General features: G+C 68.7%; 11 protein-coding genes, 1 tRNA gene and 2 pseudogenes. 8 read left to right on the top strand and 6 right to left on the bottom strand.

Features of this window, described 5'->3' with window-relative positions:
- Positions 1-77: 77 nt before the first annotated feature.
- From AC5Y5E_RS15960 to AC5Y5E_RS15935, 6 genes are all read left to right on the top strand, one after another.
- Complete coding sequence (locus tag AC5Y5E_RS15960; protein WP_499904264.1) at positions 78-4,208, top strand: bifunctional nitrate reductase/sulfite reductase flavoprotein subunit alpha; 4,131 nt, start codon at positions 78-80, stop codon at positions 4,206-4,208.
- Between the two features lie 104 nt (positions 4,209-4,312).
- Entirely contained in the window at positions 4,313-4,594 is a 282-nt protein-coding gene (locus tag AC5Y5E_RS15955; RefSeq protein ID WP_499903959.1) for a hypothetical protein, read from the top strand.
- 54 nt (positions 4,595-4,648) lie between these two features.
- Positions 4,649-6,295 (top strand): NAD-dependent malic enzyme, encoded by a 1,647-nt coding sequence (locus AC5Y5E_RS15950; RefSeq protein ID WP_499903958.1) that lies wholly within the window; start codon positions 4,649-4,651, stop codon positions 6,293-6,295.
- Positions 6,296-6,619: 324 nt separating this feature from the next.
- Complete coding sequence (gene cysK / locus AC5Y5E_RS15945) at positions 6,620-7,552, top strand: cysteine synthase A (RefSeq protein ID WP_499903957.1); 933 nt, start codon at positions 6,620-6,622, stop codon at positions 7,550-7,552.
- Between the two features lie 2 nt (positions 7,553-7,554).
- Complete coding sequence (gene cysE / locus AC5Y5E_RS15940; protein ID WP_499903956.1) at positions 7,555-8,238, top strand: serine O-acetyltransferase; 684 nt, start codon at positions 7,555-7,557, stop codon at positions 8,236-8,238.
- Positions 8,239-8,484: 246 nt separating this feature from the next.
- Positions 8,485-8,769, top strand: coding sequence for a hypothetical protein (locus AC5Y5E_RS15935; RefSeq protein ID WP_499903955.1), 285 nt, complete (start codon positions 8,485-8,487; stop codon positions 8,767-8,769).
- Here AC5Y5E_RS15935 and AC5Y5E_RS15930 read toward each other — a convergent pair.
- Together AC5Y5E_RS15930 and AC5Y5E_RS15925 are read right to left on the bottom strand one after the other, a co-directional pair.
- Positions 8,769-9,056 (bottom strand): annotated as a pseudogene (locus AC5Y5E_RS15930) (muconolactone Delta-isomerase family protein); the annotation flags it as partial. The gene AC5Y5E_RS15935 and the pseudogene AC5Y5E_RS15930 overlap by 1 nt on opposite strands.
- 76 nt (positions 9,057-9,132) lie before the next feature.
- Positions 9,133-9,205, bottom strand: a tRNA-Asn gene (locus AC5Y5E_RS15925).
- 163 nt (positions 9,206-9,368) lie between these two features.
- Here AC5Y5E_RS15925 and AC5Y5E_RS15920 point away from each other — a divergent pair.
- Entirely contained in the window at positions 9,369-9,647 is a 279-nt protein-coding gene (locus tag AC5Y5E_RS15920; RefSeq protein ID WP_499904263.1) for a hypothetical protein, read from the top strand.
- Here AC5Y5E_RS15920 and dnaG read toward each other — a convergent pair.
- From dnaG to AC5Y5E_RS15905, 3 genes are read right to left on the bottom strand one after another with little or no spacing between them, the layout of a single operon-like run.
- A complete protein-coding gene (dnaG, locus tag AC5Y5E_RS15915; RefSeq protein ID WP_499903954.1) occupies positions 9,622-11,556 on the bottom strand; it encodes a DNA primase in 1,935 nt (644 codons plus the stop codon). The genes AC5Y5E_RS15920 and dnaG overlap by 26 nt on opposite strands.
- A 27-nt stretch (positions 11,557-11,583) precedes the next feature.
- Positions 11,584-12,192, bottom strand: coding sequence for a superoxide dismutase[Cu-Zn] (sodC, locus tag AC5Y5E_RS15910; protein ID WP_499903953.1), 609 nt, complete (start codon positions 12,190-12,192; stop codon positions 11,584-11,586).
- 10 nt (positions 12,193-12,202) lie between these two features.
- On the bottom strand, positions 12,203-13,471 hold the full coding sequence (locus tag AC5Y5E_RS15905; protein WP_499903952.1) for a deoxyguanosinetriphosphate triphosphohydrolase: 1,269 nt from the start codon (positions 13,469-13,471) through the stop codon (positions 12,203-12,205).
- A gap of 40 nt (positions 13,472-13,511) precedes the next feature.
- Between AC5Y5E_RS15905 and AC5Y5E_RS15900 the strand changes: the two genes are divergently transcribed.
- Positions 13,512-15,503: a TPM domain-containing protein gene (locus AC5Y5E_RS15900; RefSeq protein WP_499903951.1), complete on the top strand. Its 1,992-nt coding sequence runs from the start codon at positions 13,512-13,514 to the stop codon at positions 15,501-15,503.
- A gap of 65 nt (positions 15,504-15,568) precedes the next feature.
- Here AC5Y5E_RS15900 and AC5Y5E_RS15895 read toward each other — a convergent pair.
- A pseudogene (locus AC5Y5E_RS15895) lies at positions 15,569-15,644 on the bottom strand (type VII secretion protein EsxI); the annotation flags it as partial.

The following is a 15,644-nucleotide window of genomic DNA, read 5'->3' as shown; positions in this document are numbered from 1 at the left end:
AGGCCCTTGCGCGCGAGGGGAGGAAAGTAGGCGTGGCCAAAGAGCCCCACGACGTTCGCACGGACGCCGTGCAGAGCATGTGCGCCTACTGTGGTGTCGGTTGCGGCATGGTGTTACACGTCACAGCAGACCCGGCGAGCGGCGGCCGTCACGTTACGCGAACTGTTGGAAGCAAAAGCCACCCGGCCAACTTTGGCCGGCTGTGCACCAAGGGCGCGACGACAGCCGACCTGTTGGCCGCGCCGGGCCGGATGGAATCGGCGCACGTGCGAGCCGACCGCGGCGAGCCCCTCGAGCCGATCGACATCGACGACGCGATAACCCAGTGCGCCAAGCGGCTCCGCGAGATCATCGATCAGGACGGCCCCGACTCCTTCGCCATGTACGTGTCGGGCCAGATGTCCATCGAGGCCCAGTATTTGGCGAACAAGCTGACCAAGGGTTTCATCGGAACCAACCAGATCGAGTCGAATTCGCGGCTGTGCATGGCCAGCGCGGGTTCCGGATACAAGCTGTCCCTGGGCGCCGACGGACCGCCCGGCTCGTACCAGGACTTCGACGCGGCCGACGTGTTCCTCGTCATCGGCTCCAACATGGCCGACTGCCACCCGATCCTGTTCCTGCGCATGATGGATCGCGTCAAGGCCGGCGCCAAGCTGATCGTGGTGGACCCGCGACGCACCGCGACCGCCGAGAAGGCCGACCTGTTCCTGCAGCTCGCCCCCGGGACCGATCTCGCGCTGCTCAACGGGCTGCTGCACCTGATCGTCCAAAACGGGCACACCGATCCCGAATTCATCGCCGAATTCACCGAAGGCTGGGAGGTGATGCCGAGCTTCCTCGCTCAGTACACGCCGGAGCGGGTCGGCGAAATCACCGGCATCGCAACCGAAGACATCCGCACGGCCGCCCGCTGGATCGGCGAAGCCGAAAACTTCATGAGCTGCTGGACGATGGGACTCAACCAGAGCACGCACGGCACCTGGAACACCAACGCGATCTGCAACCTGCACCTGGCCACCGGCACCATCTGCAAAACCGGCAGCGGTCCCTTCTCGCTCACCGGGCAGCCCAACGCCATGGGCGGGCGCGAAATGGGCTACATGGGGCCGGGTCTGCCAGGTCAGCGCTCGGTGGCGTCGGCCGCCGACCGCGAGTTCGTCGAGCACCAGTGGGGCATTCCCCGGGGGTCGCTGCGCACCAAGGTCGGCACCGGCACCGTGGACATGTTTTCCCGGATGGCCGACGGCGAAATCAAGGCCTGTTGGATCGTCTGCACCAATCCCGTTGCCTCGGTGGCGAACCGGAAAACCGTGCTGGCGGGCCTGGAAAGCGCAGAGATGGTGATCGCCCAGGACGCGTTCCTGGAGACCGAGACCACCGAGTACGCCGACCTCTTGTTGCCGGCTGCCCTGTGGTCGGAGTCCGAAGGGGTGATGGTCAATTCCGAGCGTAACCTGACCCTGTTCCAGCCGGCCGTCGAAGCGCCCGGCCAGGCGCTGCCGGACTGGCAGATCATCGCCCGAATCGCCTGCGCAATGGGGTTTTCGGAGGCGTTCAGCTACCACTGCGCGGAGGAAGTGTTCGAGGAGATCAAGAGATTCTCGAACCCCGCTACGGGTTACGACCTGCGCGGCGCCAGCTATCAGCGGTTGTGCGAGACGCCGCTGCAGTGGCCGTGCCCGCCGGACGGCGCCGGCGACCGTCACCCCATCCGCTACCTGAACGACGGTGTGAGCCAGGCCCGGCTGGTCCGCGAGGACGGCGCCGTGCCCCGGCTGGCGTTCCCCACCGCGAGCGGGCGCGCGGTGTTCTTCGCCCGTCCACACCTGTTGCCCGACGAAATGCCCGACGACGACTTCCCTTTCCTGCTCAACACCGGGCGCCTGCCGCATCAATGGCACACGATGACCAAGACCGGGAAGGTCGCCAAACTCAACAAGCTCAACCCCGGACCGTTCGTCGAAATCCATCCCGACGACGCGGCCCGCCTGCAGATCCGTGACGACGACCCGGTCGAAATCGCCTCGCGCCGTGGCCGGGCCGTGCTGCCCGCCGTGATCACCGACCGGGTCCGGCCCGGCAATTGCTTTGCGCCCTTCCACTGGAACGACGCCTTCGGCGAGTACCTGTCGATCAACGCCGTCACCAACGACGCCGTCGACCCGGTTTCCCACCAGCCGGAGTTCAAGGCCTGCGCCATATCCCTCACGAAGGTCGCAGTCGCGCAACCCGATTCGAGCGGCACACTGCCGAACGACGACGAGATCAGTCCGGCCCGCGTCGATACTCTCGCCGAACTCCTCGGCGTGACAAAGGAACCGGCGCCACAGTTCGGCCCGCTGGGCCGCGCCTACCTGGCCGGACTCGTCTCGGGGCTGCGCTCGGACGCCGGCAGTCGCCTTGCCGGGGTGCCGACCCTGCCCCAGAACGCCCCGTTCGATTCCAACACCCGGCTGTGGATCGACGGCCTGCTGGCCGGCCTGTTCGCCCGCACCGAGGCGCCGGCTGTCCAGGAACCGATCGTCGAGACACCCGGCCCCATCCCCGAGCGGTCGGCAGTCGTGGTGTTGTGGGCGTCGCAGACCGGAAACGCGGAGGAACTCGCCGCCGACGTCGCTGCGCAGTTGCGCGAGGCCGCCCTGCCGGTCGCGCTGCACGCCATGGACGACTTCCCGCTGGCGCAGCTGCCGGCGACGCGAGAGCTACTGCTGGTCACCAGCACCACCGGTGACGGCGAACCACCGGACAACGGCACCGGGCTGTGGCGGGCGTTAACTTCCGATGGCGCACCGCGATTCACCGACACCCGCTACGCGGTGCTTGCGCTGGGCGACTCAAACTACGACGACTTCTGTGGCCACGGCCGCAAGCTCGACGAGCTGCTCGCCGAGCGCGGAGCCACCCGAATCGTCGACCGGGTCGACTGCGAACCCGACTACGAAGACGGCGCGGCAAAATGGTTGGCCGGGGTTATCGAGGCGCTGGCCCGCACGCCGGCGCCGGTGGGCCGGGACGGTGGGGCGCCGGCGGCGCTCGCCTCCCCGGTCGCCGCGCCGACCCGGCCGGCCAACGGGCCCGGTGCCGTCGGCTACTCCAAGAAGCAACCCCTGATCACCGACATGGCCCGCAACATCAAGCTGGGCGGGCCGGAGTCGGCAAAGGACGTGCGGCAGTTGGTGTTCCGGGTGCCCGAGGACACGATCAGCTACGAGGCCGGCGACGCGCTCGGGGTGTGGCCGCGCAACAGCGACCGGCTCGTCGACGAATGGCTGTCGGTCACCGGACTGGATGGACAGACCCCGGTCGAGGTCGGCGAGCACGGTTTGATGTCGTTGCGCTCGGCGCTCACCGAGCGAACCGAGATCGCCCACATCAGCCGTGATTTGGTGCGGTTCGTGCAGGAGCGCACCGGCAACCGGAAACTGGCCGAACTGCTGCGGCCGGAAAACAAGGCCGAGCTGAACAACTGGACATGGGGACGCCAGTTGGTGGACCTGCTGGCGCAGCTGCCGGTCTACGCGTCGGCCCACGAGTGGCTGCGGGTCCTCAAACGCCTTCAGCCGCGGCTGTACTCGATCTCGTCGAGCCCCAAAGAGTACCCGGGCGAAGTTCACCTGACGGTCTCGCCGGTGCGCTACAACTTCCAGGGCGTCCCACGCCGCGGGGTGTGTTCGACCTACCTCGCCGACCGCTCCCCCGGCGATCGCGTCGCCGTCTATCTGCAGCCGTCGAGCAACTTCCGGCCGCCCAGCGACCCGGACACCCCGATGATCATGATCGGACCGGGCACCGGGATCGCGCCGTTCCGCGGCTTCCTGCAGGAGCGCCGCGCGCTGGGCCACACCGCCCCCAATTGGCTGTTCTTCGGCGAACAACACGCCGCGACCGACTACTACTACCGCGACGAGATCGAACAGATGCGCGCCGACGGGCTGCTCACCGAGCTGGACCTGGCGTTCTCGCGCGACCAGCGCGACAAGATCTACGTGCAGCACCTGATGCGCAAGCGCGGGGACCAGCTGTGGCGCTGGTTGCAGGACGGCGCGCAACTGTACGTCTGCGGCAACGCCGACCCCATGGCCAAGGACGTCGACCGCACGCTCTGCGAAATCGCCGCCGAACAGGGCAACCTCGACCCGGAGGCGGCACGGGAATACGTGCGATCGCTGAGCGCCGACAAGCGCTACCACCGCGACGTCTACTAGGGCGCGCCACCCGTAATACGACGGAAACGTCGCACACCCGCAGCCGAAACATCGCTGACGCAACATTCACTCATTAGGTCGCGCACCAAAAGGAGTGACGTAGCGTGGCTCGCGATTCTGAAAGGCCAATCTGCCCGCGGCGGCAGTGTCCGCTGCATCCCGACGGCAGGGCGTCGGCGCCGGGTCAAGTCGACTGGGCGGGGTTGCCGATCAACCTGGACATGGCGTTCTCCCGCGTGCAGCGCGACAAGGTCTACGTGCAGCACGTCATGCGCAAGCAGGGCAGCCGGCTATCGCGGTGGGTGCACAACGGCGCACAGCCCTGCGCCTGTGAAGTCCCCGAAGACGGGGCCCTGAACGCGACCGAGTCCGTCTCCAGCAGTTAGCGATCTTCACCCTCCGTTCCCAGCGCTGACCAGGATCGGCGCTACGGTGTTGTGATGAGCGATCCCCACACGCCGCGGATCCCGCCGGCACTGGCCGCGCCGAGCCTGAACCGCGGCGTGGGATTCACCCACGAGCAACGCCGACGCCTGGGGCTGACCGGGCGTCTTCCGTCGGCGGTGCTCACGCTCGACGAGCAAGCCGACCGCGTGTGGCATCAACTGCAAAGCCTCGGTACGGATTTGGGCCGCAACCTGCTTCTCGAACAGCTGCATTACCGGCACGAGCTGCTGTACTTCAAGGTGCTGCAGGACCACCTGCCCGAATTGATGCCCGTGGTGTACACGCCCACCGTCGGTGAGGCCATTCAGCGCTTCTCGGATGAATACCGCGGGCAGCGCGGGCTCTTTCTGAGCATCGATGAGCCGGACGAAATCGCTGAGGCCTTCGAGACTTTCGGCCTGGGACCCGGCGATGTCGACCTGATCGTGTGCACCGACGCCGAGGCGATCCTCGGCATCGGTGACTGGGGCGTCGGTGGCATCCAGATCGCCGTCGGCAAACTGGCGCTCTACACCGCGGGCGGCGGGATCGATCCGCGCCGCTGCATCGCGGTGTCGCTCGACGTCGGCACCGACAACGAACAGCTGCTGGCCGATCCGTTCTACCTGGGCAACCGCCACGCCCGGCGCCGCGGCGAGGAGTACGACGCGTTCATCAAGCGCTACATCGAGACGGCGCACGGCTTGTTTCCGCACGCGATCCTGCATTTCGAAGACTTCGGGCCGCTCAATGCCCGGCATATTCTGAAAACCTACGGCGACGAGTACTGCGTCTTCAACGACGACATCCAGGGAACCGGCGCGGTGGTGGTCGCCGCCGTCTACGGCGGTTGTCATGTCACCGGTATCCCGATGCGCGACCAGAAAACGATCGTCTTCGGAGCCGGCACCGCCGGGATCGGGGTCGCGGATCAGATCCGAGACGCGATGGTCGCCGACGGCGCGACGGCCGAGCAGGCCGCGTCGCAGATCTGGCCGATCGACAAGCAGGGCCTGCTCTTCGACGACATGGACGACCTGCGCGATTTCCAGGTGCCCTACGCGAAGAACCGCCAACGGCTCGGGGTGGCCGCCGAGGATCGCGTGGGGTTGGTGGACGCGATCAAGCTCGCGTCGCCCACCATCCTGCTGGGCTCCTCAACGGTATTCGGGGCGTTCACCGAGAAGGTCGTCGACGCGATGACCGCTTCCTGCGAACGCCCGATGATCTTCCCGCTGTCAAACCCGACCTCACGCATGGAGGCCATGCCGGCCGACTTGCTGGAATGGTCCAACGGCAAGGCGCTGATCACCACCGGCACCCCGGTCGCTCCCGTCGAATTCGATGGCGTCACCTACAGCATCGGTCAGGCCAACAACGTGTTGGTTTTCCCGGGCATCGGGTTGGGCATCATCGTCTCCCGCGCTCGGACCGTCACCCCTGGCATGCTGCAGGCTGCGGCGAAAGCCATTGTGCACCAGGCCTGCCCGACAAATGCCGGCGATTCCCTGTTGCCCGATGTGCGGAAGCTCCGCGAGATCTCGACGGCGGTCGCGGAGGCCGTCTATCACGCCGCCGTGGAAGACGGGGTCGCCACGAAGACCCACGCGGACGTCGCGCGGGCCGTGGCCGACACGATGTGGGCGCCCGTCTACGACTGAGCACCTGCGTGCTGCGCTGCCTGGCTGCCGAACATGGCAGCAAAAGGGCCGTAATACGAGGATGTCCTATAGTTGGCACTATGCAACAGGCCACATCGCCGCGCCTTGTCCTTACGCGCCGCCCCGCCGTGGACTCTTGTTGTCGCTGTTGTTGATCCCCTGACGCCTTCCGACGCTCAACAAGCCTCGCGCTTTCCGGATCCGGACGGCACCAGGGGCCGAGCAATCCCAAGTCCTCAGGAAGATAAGAGCCATCGAATTCGTAACACCTGGCAGGCCGACGAACCACGTACCGACCTGAACCGAGACCGCTAAGGAAGCTTCATGAGCATCGCCGACGATGTCACCCAGCTGATCGGAAACACGCCGCTGGTGCGGCTGCGCCGAGTCACCGAAGGCGCCGTCGCCGACGTCGTCGCCAAGCTGGAATCCTTCAACCCGGCAAACAGCGTGAAGGACCGCATCGGGGTCGCCATGCTGGACGCGGCCGAGCAGGCCGGCCTGATCAAGCCCGACACGATCATCCTCGAGCCGACGAGCGGAAACACCGGCATCGCGCTGGCAATGGTGTGCGCGGCCCGCGGCTACCGATGCGTGCTGACCATGCCCGACACCATGAGCGTCGAGCGGCGCATGCTGCTGCGGGCCTACGGCGCCGAGCTGATCCTGACCCCCGGGGCCGACGGCATGCCCGGCGCCATCGCCAAGGCCGAGGAGCTGGCCAAGACCGACCAGCGGTATTTCGTGCCGCAGCAGTTCGAGAACCCCGCAAACCCGGCGGTCCACCGCGCGACGACCGCCGAGGAGGTGTGGCGCGACACCGACGGCAAGGTGGACTTCTTCGTGGCCGGCGTCGGCACCGGCGGCACCATCACCGGTGTCGCCCAGGTCATCAAGGAACGCAAGCCGTCGGCCCAGTTCGTCGCCGTGGAGCCGGCCGCGTCCGCGGTGCTGTCCGGCGGGCAGAAGGGGCCTCACCCGATCCAGGGCATCGGCGCCGGATTCGTCCCGCCGGTCCTCGACATGGAGCTGGTCGACGAGGTCATTGCCGTCGGCAACGAGGACTCGCTGACCATGGCCCGGCGGCTCGCCCGCGAGGAGGGACTGCTGTCCGGCATCTCGTCCGGCGCCGCGGTGGTGGCCGCGTTGCAGGTGGCCCGCCGGCCCGAGAACGCCGGCAAGCTCGTGGTGGTCGTGCTGCCCAGCTTCGGCGAACGCTATTTGAGCACGGCGCTGTTCGCCGACTTGGCGGATTGACCATGCTCGCTGCCATGCGGCGGGACATCCGGGCGGCCAAGGAGCGCGATCCCGCCAAGCCCACCACGCTGGAGGTCGTCTTCGCCTACCCGGGCGTGCACGCGATCTGGGGCCACCGGATCAGCCACTGGCTGTGGAACCGCGGCGCCAGGGTTGCGGCGCGGACGTTCTCCGAGCTCACCCGCATCTTCACCGGCGTCGACATCCACCCCGGTGCCGTCCTCGGCCCCGGCCTGTTCATCGACCACGCGACCGGCGTGGTGATCGGGGAGACGGCCGAGTTGGGCGAAGACGTCATGCTGTATCACGGCGTCACCCTCGGCGGCAGCGGCGCGGAGACCGGGAAACGACACCCGACGGTCGGTGACCGAGTCATCATCGGCGCCGGAGCCAAGGTCCTCGGCGCGATCAAAGTCGGCGACGACAGCCGGATCGGCGCCAACGCCGTGGTGGTCAAGCCGGTGCCGTCGGGTTCCGTCGTCATCGGGGTCCCCGGGCAGGTCATCAGCCGCCACGGGCGGAGCACCCCCGACGACTCGAAGATGCCCGACCTGGTGGGCGTCAGCCTGCAGTCCCTGCTCACCAGGGTGGCCAAGCTGGAGGCGTCGAACGACGGCCCGCAGAATGGCCGCGTGATCCGCCCGCCCGAGGCCGGCGTGTGGCACGGCGAGGACTTCCAAATCTGAGCATGATTGCAGCGCACCGCGCGGTGCGCAAGGTTTAAATCCCTTGTGAGCCAATCACATATGTCACATCGGCGCCCGTTGACCATGCCCTAGAGCGGTCCTATGCCACAGGCCTCGACGCGCTGCTCTTGCCGTTGATTCGCTGACGTCCGCCCATCTTGCGCGAGACGTGGCCTTGCCCAATTTCTTTCCGAGGATTGCCGCTATTGCATTGCGCGGCAGAACTTTTCAGGCGGCGGGCGACCGATGGCCGGAACCCTTGCCGGCCAACGGCATATCGATGAAGGCCCTCAGCAGGCCAAGCTGGGCGCTCGATACGGCCGTGGGGGGACACTCGCCGGGTGGCGCAGGTACAGCACCCATGCCGCATTTCGGGAGCTGCTCGCGGCCGACGAGCGGCACGAGGTGCCGCCGTTCAAACTGGCCTCGGCGCCGGTGGCCCTGGCCAGCTGGAGCGACGAAACCCAGACCGGCGTCGACGCGGCCCGGCTGGCCGCGGAAAAGGAATGGGGCCTGAGCTACGTGTGGTGACCCGCGGGGTCGTTGGGGTGCGGGGTCAGCGGCGTCACCTCGTCGGTGCGCCAGACGCGCAGCGGCATCGAGGCGAGCACCCGCTCGAGTTCGTCCGCGTCGGTTGCGGCGAACAGCCCCAGAGTGCGCCACTCGCCCGGTTGCAGCGGCGGACGCCACAGCCGCAGCAGGTGCCCCTGTTCGGCCAGTTCGCGGGAATGCGCGGCCTCGCGGGCCCGGATGCCGTCGACGGTCTCCGGTGGCGTTCCGTCCGGGACGTGCGTGGTCATGGTGACGAGGAATTCCATGAGACCTCCTGCGAGGCACTGAAACTTCCATGGCCGACCTGGCGGCCAGAGCGTGGACGACTGAGGCTCAACCTCGCTCCCCCGGGTGGACTCGAACCACCAACCCTTCGGTTAACAGCCGAATGCTCTGCCAATTGAGCTACAGGGGATTAAACCGATCGCCGGACGACTCTAGCGTACTGGCACGACCGCACCCAACTAGGCGGGAGGTGCCTGGCCGTTACCGGCGCGTGGGCCTGACGCCCACCCGCCCCGCGCGCCAACCCCCGAAGGTGAGGCAGGATGGAGCCATCGATCGTCGGGAGGAACGCTTTGATCCGGTATGTCGTGGTGCTTGGACTGGGTTATGTGCTGGGCTCGAAGGCCGGACGCCGCCGATACGAGCAGCTCGTCGGTACGTATCGCGCGCTGACCAGCAGCCCCGTGGCCAAGTCCATGATCGAGGGGGGTCGCCGCAAGATCGCCAACCGGATCTCGCCCGACGCCGGTTTTGTCACCCTGACAGAGATCGACGAGCAGACGGCCGTCATGGAACGCGGTGGAGAACAACCGGCGGATCCGGCCCTCACCCCGTCAGATCGTCGCCGCTAGCCTGCTCCAGCAGGCTGCGCCGATAGGCCTCCATGGCGACCAGGTCGCCGAATAGCGCGTGATACTCGTCGCCCTGCTCGATGGGCGACATGCGCTGCAGTTTGGACTTCACCTCGGCGATCTGCCGGCCCATCCAGACCTCCTGCAGGCGGGCGAGCACGCCCCCGATGTAGCGCGGCAGCTTCTCTTCGTCGACCTGGATGGTCTCCACGCCCAGCTCACTGATCAGGCCCGTCGTCAGGGCCGAGGTGGTCTGCTGCCGCACCGCCTCGAGCCACTCCGCCCCGGTGGCGCCGGTCGAGGTACCGCCCGCGGACTCGATGGCCGCCCGGACGGCCGCGTACCCGGGGTGCGTGAAGCTCTCCACGGTCAGCGTGTCGAACACCGGGCCCGCCAGCGCCGGGTACTGCAACGCCGACTTGAGGGCCTCGCGCTGGGCCCACAGGGTCGGGTCGCGCGGGTCGGGCCGCGCGGCTCGCGATTCCCTGGCCTCGGTCGGGGCCGGGGCGGCGGGCTGCCGCTCGGCCCGTCGGGGTGCCTCCGACCCGGCACCACCCCGGGCCGGCGAGGCGGTCCGTTTGGCCTCGCCGCGGACCCGCTCGATGACTTGCGCGACGTCGTCCCAGCCGACCCAGCCCGCGAGCTGGCGGGCGTACTCGTCGCGCAGCGTGGGGTCCTTGATCTGGCTGACCATGGGCACGCACCGGCGCAGCGCGGCCACCCTGCCCTCGGCGCTGTCCAGGTCCATCTCGGCGATCGTGGTGCGAATGGCGAACTCGAACAGCGGGGTTCGCCGGGCCACCAGGTCGCGCAGCGCGGCGTCGCCCGCCTTCAGCCGCAGATCGCACGGGTCCATGCCGTCCGGCGCGACCGCGACGAAGGACTGCCCGGCCAGGTTCTGCTCGCCGCCGAACGCCTTGAGCGCCGCGGCGCGGCCGGCCGCGTCGCCGTCGAAGACGTAGATCAGTTCGCCGCGAAAGAAGCTGTCGTCCATCATCAACCTGCGCAGCATGGCCAGGTGCTCCTCGCCGAACGCGGTGCCGCAGGAGGCGACGGCGGTGGTGACGCCGGCCAGGTGCATCGCCATCACGTCGGTGTAGCCCTCGACGACGACGGCCTGGTGCCCCTTGGCGATGTCGCGCTTGGCCAGGTCGATGCCGAACATCACCGACGACTTCTTGTAGAGCACCGTCTCGGGCGTGTTGATGTACTTGGCTTCCATCGGGTCGTCATCGAACAGGCGGCGGGCCCCGAACCCGATCACCTCGCCGGCCGCGGTGCGGATGGGCCACAACAACCGCCGGTGGAAGCGGTCCATCGGCCCGCGGCGCCCCTCCCGCGACAGGCCGGCCGCCTCCAGCTCCTTGAACTCGAAACCCTTGCGCTGCAAGTGTTTTGTCAGCGAGTCCCAGCCCGACGGGGCGAATCCGCAGCCGAAACGGCGCGCCGCCTCGGCGTCGAAGTTCCGTTCCGTCAGGTACTGGCGGCCCGGCGCCGCCTCGTCGGACTCCAGGGCCGCCGCGTAGAACTCGGCGGCGGCCGCGTTGGCCGCGACGAGCCTGCTGCGGCTGCCGCGGTCGCGCTGCACGTTGGTGGCGGCGGCGCCGGTGTAGGTGATGGTGTGGCCGACCCGGTCGGCTAGCAGTTCGACCGCCTCGACGAAGCTGACGTGCTCGATCTTCTGGACGAACGCGTACACGTCGCCGCCCTCGCCGCAGCCGAAGCAGTGGAAGTGGCCGTGGTTCGGGCGGACGTGGAACGACGGCGACTTCTCGTTGTGAAACGGGCACAGGCCCTTGAGCGAATCGGCGCCGGCGCGCTTGAGCTGGACGTAGTCGCCGACGACATCTTCGATGCGGGCCCGTTCGCGGATGGCGGCGATATCGCGATCAGAGATCCGGCCGGCCATCGGCCCAGTGTAAGACGCCGGACCGGATCAGCTTGCCGGCCCGATGACGCCGCACGCGATCCGGTCCATCGCCTGGTCGCTGTGTTGGGCGCCATGGATCATCAACGCGGTCTTGTCCCCGGCCAGCAGCTGGTCCCGGGTGAACGCGTCGGAGGTGGTCACCAGGTACGCCGAACCGTCCTGGCGCACTTCGAGCATGGTCAGGTCGCCGCTCTCGGGCATCCCGGAGTGCCCGGGCGCCTGGAAATGCCCGCCCGCGGACAGGAAGTTTCCGGGCGGGCCGCCGTTCGGGGCGACCGAATTCGGCTCACACTTGCCGACCGCGTGGATGTGCATGTCGTGGAAACCGGGCGTGAGGATGCCGCCGGCGACCGTCTTGACCGTGACGGTGGCGTAGCCGTTGCTGAAGTCGAAGGTGGCCGTCGCGACGTCCTTGCCGTCCGCCGATTTCAGTTGCGCGGTCAGCGATCCGGCGGCGGGCGGCGGGCCCGACGTCGCCGACGATGCCGGAGAACCGCTTTGGACCGGGGGTGTGGTGCCTGTCTGGCTGGTCGCGTGCTGGGGCGAACTGCACGCGTTCAGGGCCACGACGGAAAGCGACAGCAAGGCGGCGGCAACGGCGCTGAGTTTGGTCATGCGGGTAACGCTATCCGGTCGCCTCATGGGCGTCGATCCGCTCCAGCCGACCCTCGGTGTACGAGGCGATCTGATCGACGACGACCCGGAGCCGGGCCCGTTCGTCGGCCGCGGTGTTGAACGCCGCGGCGAACACGGGGTCGAGGGTTCCGGGCGCCCCGGAGTACAGCCATCGCGCCACGCGGTGGACGCGGTCGCGCTGCCGCGCTTGGGTTTCCAGGTGCCGAGGGTCCGACATGATGAACTGCAGCGCCAGGATTTTCAGCAGGGCGACCTCGGCCCGCACCAAATCGGGAACCTGCAGGTCGGCCCTGTAGCGCACCAGCGGCCCCGCGCCGGCGGCCGCACGCGTGGTCGCAATGGCGGCCGAGGCGAACCGGCCCACCAATTCACTGGTCAATTGCTTGAGCGCCACCGCCGCGGCCAGCGTGGCGTCGTACTTGCCGACGGCTGCGACGACGGGCAGGCCCGACAACCGTCGCGCGGCGGCCATGAAGTCGTCGGCGCTGACCCGGGAGAATTCGCTCTCCCCCAGCTTGGCCAGGGCTGCCGCCTCGTCGTCGTCGGCGAGCACGCGCAGGTCGATGCGCTGCGAGACGACGCCGTCCTCGACGTCGTGCACCGAATATGCGACGTCGTCGGCCCAGTCCATCACCTGGGCCTCCAGGCACGTCCGATCCGCCGGCGCCCCCTGACGAACCCAGGCAGCAGCCTCGCGGTCCTCGTCGTAGAAGCCGAACTTGCTCCCCGGCCCACGACCTCGGGTCCACGGGTATTTGGTGACCGCGTCCAGGGACGCCCGCGTCAGATTCAGTCCCGCGCTATTGCCTTGCGCGTCAATGATTTTGGGCTCGATGCTGGTCAAAATCCGAAAATTCTGGGCGTTACCCTCGAACCCGCCGTGCGCGGCCGCGAACTCGTCGAGCGCGCGTTCGCCGTTGTGCCCGTAGGGCGGATGCCCGATGTCGTGGGCGAGGCCGGCCAGCTCCACGAGGTCGAGGTCACAGCCCAGCCCCACCGCCATTCCACGCCCGATCTGGGCCACCTCCAGCGAGTGGGTCAAGCGGGTGCGTGGGGTGTCACCCTCGCGGGGCCCGACCACCTGCGTCTTGTCGGCGAGCCGGCGCAATGCGGCGCTGTGCAACACCCGGGCGCGGTCCCGGGCGAAGTCGGTGCGGTGCTGACCCTCCGTACCCGGCAGACCCGCCGTCTTCGCCGCTTCGCGCACCTGCCGCTGGCGGTCGAAGTCGTCGTAGGGGTCGTGCTGTTGCATGCTCACCGCCGCACAGTCTGCCAGGGAACGCGGGCTAGATTGTCCTATGCGCTCTGCTCGGCTGCTCGGCGTGATCCTGACGATCCTCGCGGGTCTCGGCGCCGGGCTGCTGCTGGCGCCGACGGCGGGCGCCCACCCGCCGTTTCGGCTGCCGGATCAGGTGACCGACAACGCGAACGCGCTGTCGGATTCCGGTCGCGCGGCGGTGGCGTCGGCCACCGACAAGCTCTACGCCGATCGCCACATCCGGCTGTGGGTGGTCTACGTCGACGACTTCTCCGGGGAGAGCCCCGAGAACTGGGCGAGGCGCACCCGAAGCGTCAGCGACCTGGGTGACTACGACGCGCTGCTGGCAGTCGCCACCACCGGCCGGGCGTACGCGTTCTTCGTCCCGTCCGCGATCAAGAGCGTCAGCGCGGGTCAGGTCGATCAGCTGCGGCGCACCAAGATCGAACCCGCGCTGCACGACGGCGACTGGAGCGGCGCCGCGGTTGCGGCGGCCAACGGGCTCGACACGACGCCGCCGTCGTCGGGCCGCCTGGTCCTGCTGGTCGCGCTGGGCGCCGTCGCCGTCGCCGTGGTGGCCCTGCTGGTGGCGATGCACTATCGCCGAGGACGGCGGCGCGCCGCCGAGTTGGCCGCGGCGGGGCGCGTCGACCCCACCGATCCGAACGCGCTGGCTGCGGTGCCGCTGGCGGCCCTCGACGACCTGTCGCGCTCGCTGGTGGTGGAGGTCGACAACGCGGTGCGCACCAGCGCCAACGAGTTGACGCTGGCGATCGACGAGTTCGGCGAGGAGCGGACCCAACCGTTCATCCAGGCGGTGAACAACGCCAAAGTCGCTCTATCGCAAGCCTTTACGGTCCGCCAGCAGCTGGACGACAGCATGCCGGAGACGCCCGCGCAACGCCGGGAGATGCTCACCCGGGTGATCGTCTCGGCGGCCCACGCCAACCGCGAGCTCGAGTCACAACGGGAGGCGTTCGAAGGGCTACGCGTTTTGGTGGTCAACGCGCCGGCGCGGCTGGACGCGCTGACCCAGCAGTACGTCGAACTCACCGCCCGCATCGCCCCCGCCGAGCAGCGGCTGGCCGAGCTGCGCAAGGAATTCGACGCCGCGGCGCTGACTTCGGTGTCCGGCAACATCGCAAGCACCAAGGAGAGGCTGGCGTTCGCGGACCGCAACATCGGCTCCGGCCGCGACCTGGCCGGCGCCCAGGGCGGACAGCAGACCGCGTTGGTCGACGCGATCCATGCCGCCGAGGCGGCGCTCGGGCAGGCCCGCGCTCTGCTGGATGCGATCGACAACGCGGCGACGGACGTCAGGCATGCCGTCGCCACCTTGCCCGCGCTCATCGACGAGATCCAAGCGGGCATCAAGCGCGCCGACGAGCAGCTGCAGAAGCCGCGTGGTGCCGGGGCGGGCCGCACCGCCGAACTCGGCGCCGCGCGCGACGAGGCGGCCGCCGCCATCACCGGGGCCCGCGGCGCTGGCGCCGCCGACCCCCTGGGCGCCTTCGCCCGGCTGACGAAGGCCGACGCCGGCCTCAACCGAATCCTGGCCGCCGTCGCCCAGGAGCAGGCGACCGCCGAGCGGCTCGAGCGTTCCTTCGAGCAGGCCGCGTTCACCGCCCAGGCGCGGGTGCGCGGCGTCTCCGAATACATCGACACCCGTCGGGGCAGCATCGGAGCCGAGGCCCGGACCCGGCTCGCCGAGGCCAAACGACACCTGCAGGCCGCACAGGACAAGAGGACGACCAACCTGTCCGAGGCGATTGCCCACGCCAACGCGGCATCGACGCTGGCCGCCAACGCCCAGGCGCTGGCGAACGCGGACGTCCAGCAGGCCCAGCGCTTCTATGCCCGCCGCGGCAGCAGCGACACCGGCGCCATGATCGGCGGGATCATCATCGGCGACCTGCTCAGCGCGGGCATGCGCGGCGGGTTCCGCGGGTGGGGCCCCGCCTCATTCGGCGGCGGTCCGAGCGCCTCGGGCTCATCCGGAGGCGGCCTGATGGGCGGCGGCGGGCGGTTCTGAGACCCGTCAGACAAAGAACGGGGCCGCACACCGGTCGGTGTGCGGCCCCGCCTTGAAGCTGCGAATCAGGCCCAGCTGGACCCGACGGCGCTGTCCGTGCTGGACATGTTGCTGCCGGCGTTTTGCACCTTCTGGCCATGA

Source organism: Mycobacterium sp. NGS54 (assembly GCF_059812465.1).
The sequence above is the reverse complement of the archived record's forward strand: the minus strand, read 5'-3'. Positions and strand labels throughout refer to the sequence as shown.

Excerpts from the sequence above, each read along its gene's own strand:
- AC5Y5E_RS15935 (WP_499903955.1), top strand. The coding sequence starts at position 8,485 with ATGGCCGGAACCCTTGCCGGCCAACGGCATATCGATGAAGGCCCTCAG.
- cysE (WP_499903956.1), top strand. The coding sequence starts at position 7,555 with ATGCTCGCTGCCATGCGGCGGGACATCCGGGCGGCCAAGGAGCGCGAT.
- sodC (WP_499903953.1), bottom strand. The coding sequence starts at position 12,192 with ATGACCAAACTCAGCGCCGTTGCCGCCGCCTTGCTGTCGCTTTCCGTC.
- dnaG (WP_499903954.1), bottom strand. The coding sequence starts at position 11,556 with ATGGCCGGCCGGATCTCTGATCGCGATATCGCCGCCATCCGCGAACGG.
- AC5Y5E_RS15960 (WP_499904264.1), top strand. The coding sequence starts at position 78 with ATGTGCGCCTACTGTGGTGTCGGTTGCGGCATGGTGTTACACGTCACA.
- AC5Y5E_RS15900 (WP_499903951.1), top strand. The coding sequence starts at position 13,512 with ATGCGCTCTGCTCGGCTGCTCGGCGTGATCCTGACGATCCTCGCGGGT.
- cysK (WP_499903957.1), top strand. The coding sequence starts at position 6,620 with ATGAGCATCGCCGACGATGTCACCCAGCTGATCGGAAACACGCCGCTG.
- AC5Y5E_RS15950 (WP_499903958.1), top strand. The coding sequence starts at position 4,649 with ATGAGCGATCCCCACACGCCGCGGATCCCGCCGGCACTGGCCGCGCCG.